Consider the following 12,944-nt stretch of genomic DNA (forward strand, 5'->3'; position numbering starts at 1 on the left):
ACAAACGAGGGAGGACCCGTATGACCGGTCAGTTCAACCGTGTCGACGTCACCGTGCTGCCGATGGGCTGGACGAATCGTGAGACGGGATCCTTCCCCTCGGAAGTGTCGGGCAGCTGGTCGCCGGCGCTCTCGCCGGACGGCCGGCACGCCGCGTACGTCTCCGACCGCAGCGGCCGCCCGCAGGTCTGGGTGCAGCCGGTCGGCAGCGACCTGACCTTCCTGGTCGACACGGGTGAGGCGCCGGTCGCCGAGGTGCGGTGGTCGACCGGCGGGGGCTGGCTGGCCTGCCTGGTCGCGCCGGGCGGGGCGCCCCGCCACGAGCTGTGGCTGGTGCGCCCGGACGGCTCCGAGCTGCACCAGGTCGCGGGCTTCGGCGACGGCACGGCCGACAACATGCGCTGGCTGCCCGGCCGGTCGCTGCTGGCCTTCACCGAGAACCTCACCACGGCCCTGCTCGTCGACCCGGTCTCGGGTGAGCGGTCGGTGGTGGCCCGCGGGGAGCTGATCTCGCTGCTCGACGTCTCGCCCGGCCGCGACCGCGCGCTGCTGCGGGTCGGGCCGCGGGGCGACCGCCACATCGTCGTGCGCGACCTGCTCACCGGCGTCGACGAGTTCGTCACCACGGGCGAGCAGGCGGTCTTCGGCCCGGACGGCACGACGGTGTACGCCCGCAGCGAGTCGGGCGAGCTGCCGGTGCTGATCCGGGTGGTCAAGGGCAGCGTGGAGGTGCTGGCCGCGTCCGAGACCGATGAGATCGAGTCGTTCACGATCACGGCCGACGGGCGTACGGCAGCGGTGTTGTGGAACGTGCGCGGCGGGCTCTCGGAGCTCACCCTGCTCGACCTCGACTCGGGCGCCGGGCGACCCGTGACCCCGCTGCCGGGGCTCGTGGTCAGCGGTCCGGCCTGGTCCTTCGACGGCTCCACGCTGGCCTTCACGGCCGAGGGGCCGGGGCAGCCGCACGGCGTGTGGGTGTCGTCGGCGATCGGCGTCCAGGCGATCTCGGCCGACCCGGCGGCGCCGAACGCGGTACGGCCCACCCTCGAGACGTTCGCCGCGCACGACGGGCTGACGCTGACCGGCTGGCTGTTCCGGCCGGCCACCCCGGGGCCGCACCCGACGGTGCTGTGGTTCCACGGCGGCCCCGAGGCGCAGGAACGACCCGGGCACGGGCCGCTCTTCCAGTCGCTGACCGACCGCGGCATCGCCGTGTTCGCCCCCAACGTCCGCGGGTCCTCGGGCTTCGGGCGCAGCTTCGTCAACGCCGACAACCTGGGGCTGCGCTACGCGGCGATCGAGGACGTGCGCTCGTGCGCCACCTACCTCACCGGGTCGGGCATCTCCTCCACGCTGGGGATCATGGGCCGCTCGTACGGCGGGTACCTCACGCTGGCCGCGCTGACGACGTTCCCCGACCTGTTCGCGGTGGGCATCGACGTCTGCGGCATGTCCAACTTCGCGACCTTCTACGAGCACACCGAGCCGTGGATCGCGGCGGCCGCGGTCTCCAAGTACGGCGACCCGGTGGCCGACCGCGACCTGCTCGAGGACCTGTCCCCGATCACCCGCATCGACCGCCTGCGGACCCCGCTGATGATCGTGCACGGCGAGAACGACAGCAACGTCCCGGTGATCGAGGCCGAGCAGGTCGTCGCCGCCCTGGCCGCGCGCGGCGTCCCGCACCGCTACCTGCTCTTCCCCGGCGAGGGGCACGAGCTGCTGAACCGCTCGTCGCGATCCGACTACCTGCGCGAGACGGTGGACTGGCTGACCACCTACCTGAGCCCGCTGATCACTTCTTCATGACCAGCCGGCTGAGCTGCGCGTAGAGCCGGCGGTCGGAGACGGCCGCCGGGACGGTGCCGCCGGTGCCCAGCGGAACAGCGTTGGGACACCGGAGCACGTCGCCGTCGAGCTGCTTGTCCAGCAGTTTGCGGCCGGTGGCGACCTCGTGGACGGCGAGCGAGTGGACGGCCCGCACGACCGAGACGCCCGGGCACTTCTTCACGGCGGCGCCGGTCCGGATAAGCGTCACGCAGGCGACCAGCTGCGCCTTCGCCGGCGCGGGCGTCCAGGCCGACCGGACCTTCTCCTCGACCGTGTACGGCACCTCGACCGCCGCCTTGATCCGGTGGCTCGTCTCCGACGGCTGGTCGCGGACGCCGACGCTGATCGGGTGCGGCGCCCGGCCCGCATAGCGCGGCGCGGCCGGGTAGTACCAGCCCTCGCACACCCGGCTCAGGTCGTCGTTCGCGCGGACGGGCGTGGTGCTCGCGCGCGGCCCGGCCGCCGCGACGGGCACGCTGGGCCCGCCGGACACGAAGGCCCCGACCGGCCCGGACGACGAGGACGTCGGCTCACCTCCGACCAACCGCAGGGCCGCGGCGCCGAGGCAGGCCACGAGTACGACCGCCAGGATTCCCTTCGGATCGCGAACCCATGAAGGGAGCGCCGGCCACCACGCGGTCCCCTCCCGCGGCGGTGGTGCCGGCGCTCCCGTCTCGTTCATCTGCGTTCCCGTCGTCGTCCGGAACCCCACGCTCAGGACGGCGACTGTATCGAATCGCAGACGTCTTTGTTACCGGCCAGTTCGCCCGGCCGGGAACTCGGCGGCGTCAGAAGGCCGTCAGCGTGATGCCGGCCGTCCGGGGGTCGCCGCTGTGCACCAGCGACTCCTGGTTCTGCACGTCGTCGAAGGCGAACGCGTAGGCCTTGCCGTCCACCATGCTGTCGTGGATCACCTTGGCGTACAGGTTGGCCGGGTTGCCGCGATAGAAGTCGGCCGCCGTGCCGCTCGGCTGGGTGTCGAGCCGGCCCAGCGTGGTCCGGGTCATCGCCGCGCACAGCGTCCGGGCGATCGGCCCCACGATCAGGTCGTTCGGGGCGCCGAGGGCGCCGTCGCAGCCCCACACGTTCGCGGTCGACGGCTTGGTGAAGGAGGCGACCGTCTTGCCCGTGCTGTCGGTGAAGTTCATGACGTTGCCGGTCGTGCGGCCGAGGAACTTGGTGTCCGGCCGGTCGGTGAACGGCACGACGGTGAGGGTCTTCGAGGCGTACGCGTTCCAGGCCCCGGTGATGTACGAGTCCAGGTAGGTCGGGCTCATCAGGCCGGCATCGGCCGCCTTGCCCGGCGCCAGCACCCGCAGCACCGTGCCGTCGGCCCGGGTGACCACGCTCCTGGCGAAGTCCGGCGACGCCTTGACCGCGTCGATGACCCGCTGACGGCCACCGGCCTTGAGCTCGCCGGTGCTGGCGGTGGCGCCGTTCCCGCCGGTCACGCTGACGACGTGGGGCACGGCGAACATGTCGACCTGGGAGCTGTTGAGCCACAGGCCGGAGTCGTTCAGGGTGAACTCGCTCCAGTCGAACAGGACGTCGCGGTTGGGGTCGCCGCCGGCCCACGGCGCCGGCTGCACCAGACCGTCGCCGGTCAGCCGGAAGTCGAGCTTCTCACCGAACGACATGTACAGGCGGCCGGAGAGGTTCTTCGGCAGCTTGAGCGTGGTGGTCGCGCCCTTGCCGGGGCCGGCGATGGACACGTCCGGCGCCGGCACCGGAACGGGTCCGCCGCCGGTCCACGCGGTGAACCCGCCGGCCGCGTTCACGTAGCCCAGCTTGCCGGTGGTGAGGTTGGTGCCGAGCACGTAGAGGAAGACGTTGTCGGCCCGCCCGGTGTCGTTCTTGACGACCACCGGGAGCGTGCTGCCGGCCGGGGGAACGCTGACCGGCGCGGCGGGGGCCTTGGTGGTCGCCGGCGGCGCGGTCGTCGGGGCCTTCGTGGGCGCCGCCGTCGGGGTGGCCGCCGGGGCGGTCGTCGCCTTGGCCGGCGGGGTCGGGGCCGGGGCCGTCGTCGTGATCACCGCGCCGCCACCCGCGCACGGCGCGCCGTTGAGCTTGCAGTTGGCCGGCTTGGCCCCCGAGCCCACGAAGCCGAAGGTGACGCTGTCGCCGACCGCGACGCGGCCGTTCCAGGGCCGGTTGCCGAACGTCCGGTGGCTGCCCGCGGCGACCATGTCGGCGTCCCAGAAGCTGCCGACCGCGGCCCCGGCCGGGAGGTCGAACTCGACCTTCCACGAGGACATCGCGTCCGTACCGGTGTTCTTGATCGTCACCTCGCTCTGCCAGCCCGAGCCCCAGTCGGAGACCGTCCGCAGCGTGGCGGTGGGAGCGGCCGCCGACGCGGGCAGGGCGATCCACGTGGTGACGCCGACCACCGCCGCGACGACACCGGACAGAACGAGACTTCGCTTGCGACGCATCTTCGACTTGCCTCCGTAGTGAGCCGGACCAGCCCATCTTGGGAAGCGGAGGGCCCGATCACCGCAGCCGTGTTGATCTTTAAGGTCGCTTTAAGGTCGAATTGCCCCTGCGCGCCGAACCGGTTGCCCGCCCGGACTTTGTGACGGAAGCTACTGCGCGGCCCGGCTGATCACGGCTAGACCGTACGCATGGCCTCCTCCATCCCGCCCCCGCCGGACTCGCTGCCGCGGGCCATCCAGGCGCGCGGCATCCGGCACAACACCCTGCGCGACCTCGACGTCGACGTGCCGCTCTGGCGAACCGTCGTCATCGCCGGGGTGTCGGGGTCGGGCAAGACGTCGCTGGCCATGGGGACGCTCTACGCCGAGGGCCTGCACCGGTTCCTCGAGGGGCTCAGCACGTACAGCCGGCGACGGCTCACCCAGGCCCAGCGGCCCGACGCCGACCGCATCGACAACCTGCCGCCGGCGCTCGCGCTGCGGCAGCGCCCGCCCGTGCCGGGGCCGCGCAGCACGGTCGGCACGATGAGCGAGGTGCTCAACGTGCTGCGGCTGACCATGTCGCGGCTCGGCACCCACCGCTGCCCGAACGGCCACGACGTGCCGCCGTCGATCACCACCCAGGCCATGGAGATCCGGTGCCCGACCTGCGGCGCCCGGTTCGAGCATCCCGGCGCCGAGTCGTTCGCCTTCAACTCGATCGGGGCGTGCCCGCGCTGCAACGGCATCGGCACGGTGTTCGAGGTCGACCCGGCGACGCTGGTGCCCGACGAGAGCAGGACGATCGGCGACGGGGCCGTGCTGCCGTGGAATGTGGGCGGCCGCCGGCTCAGCATGTATGCGGCGGGCGAGCTCGGAGTCCGGCTCGACGTCCCGTACGGGAAGCTCTCGCGCCGGGAGAAGGAGCTCGTGATGCGCGGCGAGCCGGTGAAGCAGATCGTCACCGTCTCCGGCCGCAACGGGCGGCCGGTGCAGCTCAACGTCACCTACGACAACGCCGTCACCGCGGCCCAGCGCTCGGAGAACAGCAAGTATTTGAACTCGCACACCTGCCCGGTGTGCCAGGGCACCCGCTTGCGGCCCGAGGCGCTCACGTCCCGGCTGAACGGCCGGAACCTGGCCGAGATCAGCGCGCTCGACCTCGACCACCTGGTGGCCTTCGCGGGTGAGCTGCCGCCGCTCCTGCCGCCGGAGCTGAGCCGCCTGACCAGCGGGCTGCTCGGCGAGCTGACCGGTGCCGTCGCCCCGCTGCTCGACCTCGGTCTGGGCTATCTGGGGCTGGACCGGGCCGGCGCCACCCTGTCGACCGGCGAGCGGCAGCGGATCGAGCTGACCTCGACGGTCCGCTCGACCACCACCGGCATGCTCTATGTGCTCGACGAGCCGTCGGTCGGCCTGCACCCGAGCAACGTCGAGGGGCTGCGCAAGACGATCGCCGCGCTGGCCGCGCACGGCAACTCGGTGATCATCGTCGAACACGATCTGGACGTGATCCGCACCGCCGACTGGATCATCGAGATGGGCCCCGGCGCCGGCCGGCTGGGCGGCACGGTCCTCGCCTCGGGCACGGTCGACGAGGTCCGGCACAACCCCGGATCGATCATCGGGCCGTACCTGTCCGGAAAGCCGGCAGTCGACCGGTCACCCCGGCCGCCGGCCGGCCCGGAGATCGCGATCACCGTACGGCGCCTCTACAACCTGCGGGAGGTGACGGCCGCCTTCCCGATCAACCGGCTGACCGGGGTGGCCGGCCCGTCCGGGGCCGGCAAGACCGCGCTGGTGCTCGACAGCCTGGTCCCGGCGGCCCGCGCACGGCTCGCCGGCGCCACCCTGCCCGCGCACGTGACCGCGCTCGACCTGGGCCCGGTGCGGCAGGTGGTGGAGATCGACGCGACCCCGATCGGCCTGAACGCGCGCTCCACCCCGAGCACGTACTCCGGCGCCTTCGACGCCATCCGCAACCACTTCGCCGCGGCGTCGGGCCGCGCACCCGGGCACTTCTCGTTCAACACCAAGGAGGGTCAGTGCCCGACCTGCAAGGGTCTGGGCTCGATCGACCTGGACGTGCAGTACCTGCCCGACATCAACGTCGAATGCCCCACCTGCCACGGCAAGAGGTTCAACGACAAGACCCTGTCCGTACGGGTCGACGACCTCACCATCGCCCAGGTGCTCGACCTGACGGTGCGCGAGGCGCTGGACCGGTACGCCGAAACGCCCGCGATCGTCCGCCCGTTGCGCCCCATCCTCGACGTGGGCCTGGACTACCTGCGCCTGGGCGAGCCCACGCCCACGCTGTCCGGGGGCGAGTCGCAGCGCCTGCGCATCGCGGCCCGCCTGCGCAGCAGCCAGCGCAACGTCCTCTACGTGCTGGACGAGCCGTCGACCGGCCTGCACCCGGTCGACATCGGCACTTTGGCCGGCGTCTTCGACCGCCTGCTCGACGCGGGCGCCACCGTCGTCGTCATCGACCACGACCTCGACGTCCTGGCCGCGGCCGACCAGGTGATCGACATGGGCCCGACCGGCGGCCCGAGCGGCGGCCGCATCGTCGCCCGGGGCACCCCGGCCGAGGTGGCCGCCGACCCCGCCAGCGTGACCGGCCCCTGGCTGGCCGCCCACCTGTCCCGCCTCTCTTGACCGGTCGCGTCAGGTAGCGGCGTCGATCAGCACCTCCGCGAGCTGATCGGGCGGGTCAGCATGCCCGCCGTCTGCTCGATCAGCTCAGGCGGCGCGCCGTTCACGAAGCTCTGGCCCCACCAGGAGGCCGGGGGAGCCGGTGCAACAGCGTCGATCGCGGCGTCGGCCGCGGCGGACTCCTCCGGGAAGGGCATGACGTCGTTCTACTTCGGGCTCCACTCATGGCGCTCACTGATCGAGGAGAACGAGTGGAGCTACGAAGCCGCCGAGCGCTGGCTGGCCCACCACGCCTGGACCACACTGACCGACTCCGGCGCCCCCTGATCGAGCAAGGACCGGCCACCGTCGAGGGGGATCACCGCCCGCGCTCGATCCAGCCAATGAAATCTGGGGACGCGAGCGACCGGATCAGCCGGCGGTATTCGCCCAGATCACCCTCGGTCAGGGTCCCGCGCCACTGACCCGACGTCCCGGATCGGAAAAAGGCCTGCGGATCGGAGAACAGACCGAGCCGCTCGTCCGGAGCGAGGTCGGCCGCGCCGGCCCGCATCCGGTCGAACGAGGCCGCCTCGACGAGGGCAGGCCAAAGAGCCTCCGCGACCGCGATGTCCAGGCGGGCGGCGAGGTACCGCATGCGGCCCTCCAGGTCATGGCGCAGGTCGTCGAAGTGCACGAGGGTGACCATCGGTTCCTGGCGCCGAGCCCAGGCTCCGGCAAGGTGCCACACGAGGGCACGCAGGGAGTCGAGGTTCGCCGCAGGAGGCCGCTCGTCGCGGATCCACCGCATCACCCGCTCCCGGAGATCGGCCGGCCGGGCCGCGGATGCCGATCGGCCTGACGGACCCGGCCCGGCCGGTGACCCCGACAACGACTCGATGACGGTGATGTTCAGATTGGCGCGGTGACGATCCATGGAGACTGCGACATCGCGAGGATCACGCCCCACGACCACATAGTGAACGCCGTCCACCTGCGGCAGGCCGTCAAGTGGCGTGTGCGTCTTGATGAACCGCCGATGATTCTGGCCCTCCAGCAGACCCAGGACCTCGGGCAAGGGCCGTAAGCGCATGTCCAGCCACGGTGACAGTGTGGTCAGGGCAGCCGGCAGTTCCACGCTCTGAAAGATCAGCAGAGCGCAGATCATCTGCATCCAGGTCGTCCCGCACTTGGACGGCGTGGAGATCACGATGTCGCCCGGCCGAAGCGTGGCAGCCGCCCACCTGCTGCTGTCGGTCAGGCCACTGCGATACACCACGGGCACGGGCGGTCCACCGATCGGTCGGGAGCCGGGCCGAGTCAGTTCAGGTGGTCGAGCTTTGCCTGGATGGAGTCGCGGCGCTGCTCCAGCGTGTCGATGACGGCCTCGGTCTCGGCCAGGCCGGTCAGCTCGGTGGCGATCTCCTCCGGCTCCTGCAGGCCGATGGAGCTGTCGCTGTCCTCGCCGCGGCGGGCGTTCACGTCGCCGGCCAGGCGGCGCATCTCGGCCAGTTCCTCGTCGACGTCCTTCAGTTCCTGACGGAGCTGCTCAGCTGTGATCTCACTGGTCATGACGGCATCCTAGGGGCCGATGACCGGTGAGCGACCACCTCAGCGACGAAGGACACCCCACCGCGGATCCGGCCTCAGACGGCCAGCGCCTCGAAGTGCGACTTCATCGACGGGTAGTAGTCGTTGAAGTCGGGCAGCGGCCGGTCCTCGCGGGCGGCGACGAGGTTGTCGAGGTAGTACTCCCAGCCGGGACCGACCTCGCCGAGGCCCTCGGTGGTCTCCAGGTGATGCACCAGCCGGAGCTCGGTGCCGCCCTCGACCGCGGTCAGCCGCAGTTCGAGATGCCAGGCGCCGACCTCGTCCACAGTGGAGACCTCAAGGCGGCGTGGGGGCTCACAGGCGTCGATCCGCGCCTCCACCCAGGGGGTTCCTTCCTCGTACGCCATCTGGACCTTGACAGTGCGGCCGGGCCCGGCCTCGCCGGTCCACCGGCCGAACCACCGGGCGGTGCGGTCCGATTCGGTGACGCTGGCCCAGACGTCGTCGATGCCGGCCGGGAAGGTGCGGGTCAGCACCAGATCCCTGCCCTCGAGCCGTCCGGTCGGTGCGTTCGTCATGCCGTCTTCCCCTGTCGGTCGGACGCCGGGACACGACGGTCCCGGCGAGTGCGGTAGACCTCGGTCTCGAGCGCGTCCAGTCGCCGGCTCCACACATCGGGTGCCGTGAGACCGGCGATCCAGTCGCTCAGCGATGTCAGCGGGGACGGGTCGAGCCGGTAGAGGCGCTCGCGGCCGGTGAGTGTGTCGTGGACGAGCCCGCACTCGCGCAGCACGCGCAGGTGCCGGCTGACGGCCGGGCGGCTGATCGGGAACCGCGCGGCGATGCGGCGCGCGGGCAACGGGCCCTCGCGCAGCATCGTCAGGATCTCCCGGCGTACCGGGTCGGCGATCGCCGCCGCCACCTCGTCCACCCCGGAAGCGTAACTCATCAGTTACGCTTCTGGCCATGAGAGATCGTTTCCGCGCGCTGCACGACAGCGGCACCTTCCTGCTGCCGAACCCGTGGGACGCCGGCTCGGCCCGGCTGCTGGAGTCGCTCGGCTTCGAGGCGCTGGCCACCACGTCGTCCGGGCTGGCCGCGAGCCTCGGCCAGGCCGACCAGCAGGTCTCCCGGGACGAGCTGGTGGCCCACGTCGCCGCGCTCACCGCCGCCGTGCGGATCCCGCTGAACGTCGACGCCGAGCGCTGCTTCGCGGACACCCCCGAAGGCATCGCCGAAACCGTCGATCAGCTGGCCGAAGCGGGCGCGGCCGGCATCTCGATCGAGGACTACGACCCCGCGACCGGGCGGATCGAGACCCTGGAGGCGGGCATCGAGCGGGTCGCCGCCGCGGCCGAGGCCTGCGCCCGGCACGGCGTGGTGCTGACCGCCCGGGCCGAGAACCACCTCTACGGGTACGACGATCTGGACGACACGATCGAGCGGCTGCGCGCCTACCGGGCCGCCGGCGCCGACGTGGTCTACGCGCCCGGCCTGCGCACACCCGACGACATCGGCCGGCTCGTGGCCTCGGTGACGTGCCCGGTCAACGTGCTCGCGGTCGCCGGCGCCCCACCGGTGGCCGAGCTGGCGCAGCTGGGCGTGCGGCGGGTGTCCACCGGCGGCTCGCTGGCCTGGGCCGCGTACGGGGCCCTGCGGGACGCGGCCCGCGAGCTGCGGGACGCCGGCACCACGACGTTCCGGACGGCCGCCCTGACCCCCGACGAGATCAAGCAGGTGTTCGGGTGACGCCGGTCCGTCCACGAAGGAACGTCCTGAGCTGATCGCGACACCGCAGAATCCCGCCCACATCAATCGCCGGAGAAGCCCCAGATGCCCACGGCGCTCGGGCGACCGCCGTCGAACAGGGTCGCGGCGTAGCCGCACCAGACCGCGGGCAGGCCACCCTTGAACCGGCTGTCCGTGGTCCGTTCGAAGTCGGCGACGCTCGGCCGGACCGTTCCGAAGAACCGCTCGAGCCCGGCGTCGCCGAGGGGGCGAAGCGCGCCCCCACTGTCCTCGTCGGCGGCATCGATCACGTAATCGACGTCCAGCACGGAATGGGTGCCCTCGGCCGCGGGCCATTCGTCGTCGAGCTGGTCCAGATCGGCCGGGCGGTCCAACCCGGCGGGCCAGTGGTAACGGCCCCGCTCGAAGACCTCCTGACGCAGCCGCCCCAGCACAACGGCCAGATCTTCGTCGTACGGCGTCACGTACTCCCAGCCCGACTTACCCATGCGCCGCATCATCCACCCCGGCCGGGTCGGCGGCCACGATGACCACCGGCGCGTCCACCGGGACTCACCACCGGCGCCATCGGTCCGTGACAGCGAAACGACTTACGCCGTGCCGGGCGGCCAGCTCCTCCATCGCGACGCCACGTTCGGTGAGCGCCTCGTCGATGAATAGGCAGAGCTGTTCCCGCTCGTCGGTGTCGATGCTGTCGCCCGTCGTCTCCTGGTTCACCCGGTTGAGCGCCACGACAACCCGTTCGACCGCAGCGAGGACTTCAGGACCCGACGTCGGCGTCAGCTGCCGCACATCGGACTCGAAAGCGGTCAGCGCCTGGTCGACGGAGCTCAGGAAACTCTCGGAATAGACGCCCAGGAAGGACGCATCGCCAAGATCCATCGCACCGGCCGCGACGGCGTCCGCCTCCTTCTGCATTTCCTGCCGCCAGTACTGGGAAGGCTTGACGACTATGACCTCTCTTTCGCTGATACCAAGTGCCGCGCTTACCCCCAAGGTCGGCCGGGTGGTGGTTCTGCGGGAGGTCCTGAGGCGTGGTGCCGTTGCCGCGACGGCACCACGCCGGCCAGGGACACGCCGGCCAGGAAGAGGCCGGTCAGGGATGGCTACCCGCGGCGCCACTTCTGGTTGGCGCCGCCCGTGCACTCCCACAGCACCAGTTGGGCGCCGTCGTTGGCGTTCCAGGCGTCGATGTCGGCGCACTTGTTGGCCTGGGGGTTGACCAGGTCGCCGGCCGCCGAGAGCACGAACTGCTGGGCCGGGTGGCCGCTGCAGGTGACGATCTGGAGCGCGGCCCCGTTGGCCGTGGAGCCCCAGGCCACGTCGAGGCACTTGTTGTTCGACGTCTGGAGGCTGCCGTTCACGAAGTTCCAGCTCTGGGCCGCGGTGCCGTTACAGGTCCACATCTGCACCCGTACGCCGTCCGCGAAGTTGGCGTTGGGCACGTCGAGGCACTTGCCGTTCAGGTTGCTGATCAGTGACGACGCGGAGCCGCCGCCGCTGGTGGTCAGCGACAGCCCGTAGACCGACAGGATCTCGTTGACCGGCTGGAACCACATCGTGCCGCCGCCGGAGCAGTTGCCGCTGCCGCCCGAGGTGACGCCCTGAGCCTGGTTGCCCGAGATCCACGAGCCGCCCGAGTCGCCCGGCTCGGCGCACGCGTTGCTGCGGGACAGGCCCGAGACGGCGCCCTGGGCGTAGACGATGGTCTCGTTGCGACCGAGCAGGGTGCCGCAGCGCCAGCCCGTGGTGCGGCCCGACCGGCAGATCGAGCTGCCGATCGCGGCGTCCTGCGACCCGGCGACGGTGACGTTGCCGCCGGCGTAGTTGTTCACCCACGGCTGGGAGGCCCAGTTGCCGTTCGTCCGCACCCAGCCGTAGTCGTTGCCCGGGAACGACGACCCGGCGAAGGTTCCCTGGGCGACGTTGTTGTAGCCGAGCGTCGGGCTGCCGGTGCCGCCGCAGTGGCCCGCGGTGACGAAGCCGCCGGCCACCGAAAAGCCGACCGAGCACAGCGTGTTCCCGTTGATGACGTACTGGTCGCCGCCGCGGAGGTCGTACAGCGGGCGGGGTTGCTCGGCCGAGGTGACCACGGTCACCGCGCCGGCCCCGCTGGCCGCGGCGAAGGCCCGCGCGGCCTGTTCGGCGCCCGGGGCGGCCGTCACGACGACCCGGTTGTTCGGGACGTCGACGTACCAGCCGCGGACGACCGACGGCCGGGCCGACGTGGCGTGCTTGTCCAGCGCGGTGCGCGACTTGGTCAGGTCGGCGGTGCTGCGGGCCACGACGCGAGGCTCGGCGCCCTCGGCCCGTACGGCGGAAGCGGTCGAGGCGTCGGTGACCGCGACCGTCAGTCGTCGCGCGCCGGGCGGGATCCACGCCCCGGCGAAGGCGGCGCCGAGCTTGGTCTTCAGGCGCTTCTCGACGACCGGCGCCGCGGCTTCGGTGCGCAGCCGGGCGGCGATCTGATCGTCGCCGAGCCCGAGGTCCCGGCGCATGGCGCTGAGCATGCCGGGGTCCATGTCGATCGAGGGGGTGGCGGCGTGGGCGGGGATCGGACTGAGGGTGCCGACGGTGATCGCTGCTGCGGCGATCGTCAACCAGCGGAGGCGCATGTCGGGGGTCCTTTCAGTGCGCCGGGGGGAACCGGGGATTAATCGGAGGTTGTCTATGTATGACAACGCTGTCAAGAAACAGGAAGGAAACCTGCCCGAACGAACCACGTGTGCTCCGTCGCCTGCCCTCGCCGATCGGGGCCCGGACGTGC

The 12,944-nt window shown here is 71.6% G+C and carries 14 protein-coding genes; 4 read left to right on the forward strand and 10 right to left on the reverse strand.

The annotated features are described in order from the left end of the window. Nucleotides 1-20 precede the first annotated feature (20 nt). Entirely contained in the window at nucleotides 21-1,808 is a 1,788-nt protein-coding gene (locus HJC40_RS33600; RefSeq protein WP_250007406.1) for a S9 family peptidase, read from the forward strand. Here HJC40_RS33600 and HJC40_RS33605 read toward each other — a convergent pair. Together HJC40_RS33605 and HJC40_RS33610 are read right to left on the reverse strand one after the other, a co-directional pair. Continuing rightward, nucleotides 1,795-2,403 (reverse strand): hypothetical protein, encoded by a 609-nt coding sequence (locus tag HJC40_RS33605; protein WP_250007408.1) that lies wholly within the window; start codon nucleotides 2,401-2,403, stop codon nucleotides 1,795-1,797. The two genes, HJC40_RS33600 and HJC40_RS33605, sit on opposite strands and share 14 nt — an antisense overlap. A gap of 214 nt (nucleotides 2,404-2,617) precedes the next feature. Then, nucleotides 2,618-4,261 (reverse strand): beta-1,3-glucanase family protein, encoded by a 1,644-nt coding sequence (locus HJC40_RS33610; RefSeq protein WP_250007409.1) that lies wholly within the window; start codon nucleotides 4,259-4,261, stop codon nucleotides 2,618-2,620. A 189-nt stretch (nucleotides 4,262-4,450) separates the two neighbouring features. Between HJC40_RS33610 and HJC40_RS33615 the strand changes: the two genes are divergently transcribed. Continuing rightward, nucleotides 4,451-6,901 carry an excinuclease ABC subunit UvrA gene (locus HJC40_RS33615; protein ID WP_250007410.1) on the forward strand — a complete coding sequence of 817 codons (2,451 nt, stop codon included), beginning with the start codon at nucleotides 4,451-4,453 and terminating at the stop codon, nucleotides 6,899-6,901. A 26-nt stretch (nucleotides 6,902-6,927) separates the two neighbouring features. Here the strand turns inward: HJC40_RS33615 and HJC40_RS33620 are convergent, their stop codons facing one another. Then, nucleotides 6,928-7,095 carry a hypothetical protein gene (locus tag HJC40_RS33620; RefSeq protein WP_250007411.1) on the reverse strand — a complete coding sequence of 56 codons (168 nt, stop codon included), beginning with the start codon at nucleotides 7,093-7,095 and terminating at the stop codon, nucleotides 6,928-6,930. Here HJC40_RS33620 and HJC40_RS45680 point away from each other — a divergent pair. After that, a complete protein-coding gene (locus HJC40_RS45680; protein ID WP_284044079.1) occupies nucleotides 7,094-7,225 on the forward strand; it encodes a hypothetical protein in 132 nt (43 codons plus the stop codon). The two genes, HJC40_RS33620 and HJC40_RS45680, sit on opposite strands and share 2 nt — an antisense overlap. A gap of 31 nt (nucleotides 7,226-7,256) precedes the next feature. Here HJC40_RS45680 and HJC40_RS33625 read toward each other — a convergent pair whose 3' ends face one another. From HJC40_RS33625 to HJC40_RS33640, 4 genes are all read right to left on the reverse strand, one after another. Continuing rightward, the gene (locus HJC40_RS33625) at nucleotides 7,257-8,162 is read right to left on the reverse strand and encodes a sulfotransferase domain-containing protein (RefSeq protein ID WP_250007412.1); all 906 of its coding nucleotides are present in this window, start codon (nucleotides 8,160-8,162) and stop codon (nucleotides 7,257-7,259) included. A 35-nt stretch (nucleotides 8,163-8,197) separates the two neighbouring features. Next, complete coding sequence (locus HJC40_RS33630) at nucleotides 8,198-8,449, reverse strand: hypothetical protein (RefSeq protein WP_250007414.1); 252 nt, start codon at nucleotides 8,447-8,449, stop codon at nucleotides 8,198-8,200. A 74-nt stretch (nucleotides 8,450-8,523) separates the two neighbouring features. Then, nucleotides 8,524-9,006, reverse strand: a complete 483-nt coding sequence (locus HJC40_RS33635; protein WP_250007415.1) for an SRPBCC family protein — start codon at nucleotides 9,004-9,006, stop codon at nucleotides 8,524-8,526. Continuing rightward, nucleotides 9,003-9,377 (reverse strand): helix-turn-helix transcriptional regulator, encoded by a 375-nt coding sequence (locus HJC40_RS33640; RefSeq protein ID WP_250007416.1) that lies wholly within the window; start codon nucleotides 9,375-9,377, stop codon nucleotides 9,003-9,005. Before HJC40_RS33640 ends, HJC40_RS33635 begins: the two co-directional genes overlap by 4 nt. Nucleotides 9,378-9,394: 17 nt before the next feature. On the opposite strand from HJC40_RS33640, the gene HJC40_RS33645 reads away from it, so the two are divergent. Continuing rightward, a complete protein-coding gene (locus HJC40_RS33645; protein ID WP_250007417.1) occupies nucleotides 9,395-10,177 on the forward strand; it encodes an isocitrate lyase/phosphoenolpyruvate mutase family protein in 783 nt (260 codons plus the stop codon). A 62-nt stretch (nucleotides 10,178-10,239) separates the two neighbouring features. Here the strand turns inward: HJC40_RS33645 and HJC40_RS33650 are convergent, their stop codons facing one another. The 3 genes from HJC40_RS33650 to HJC40_RS33660 form a co-directional block, all read right to left on the reverse strand. Beyond that, nucleotides 10,240-10,665: a hypothetical protein gene (locus HJC40_RS33650; protein WP_250007419.1), complete on the reverse strand. Its 426-nt coding sequence runs from the start codon at nucleotides 10,663-10,665 to the stop codon at nucleotides 10,240-10,242. Nucleotides 10,666-10,729: 64 nt separating this feature from the next. After that, nucleotides 10,730-11,173: a hypothetical protein gene (locus tag HJC40_RS33655; RefSeq protein ID WP_250007420.1), complete on the reverse strand. Its 444-nt coding sequence runs from the start codon at nucleotides 11,171-11,173 to the stop codon at nucleotides 10,730-10,732. A 110-nt stretch (nucleotides 11,174-11,283) separates the two neighbouring features. After that, nucleotides 11,284-12,792: a ricin-type beta-trefoil lectin domain protein gene (locus HJC40_RS33660; protein WP_250007421.1), complete on the reverse strand. Its 1,509-nt coding sequence runs from the start codon at nucleotides 12,790-12,792 to the stop codon at nucleotides 11,284-11,286. Nucleotides 12,793-12,944 lie beyond the last annotated feature (152 nt).

It is taken from the genome of Actinoplanes sp. M2I2 (genome assembly GCF_023544445.1).
GTDB lineage: Bacteria > Actinomycetota > Actinomycetes > Mycobacteriales > Micromonosporaceae > Actinoplanes.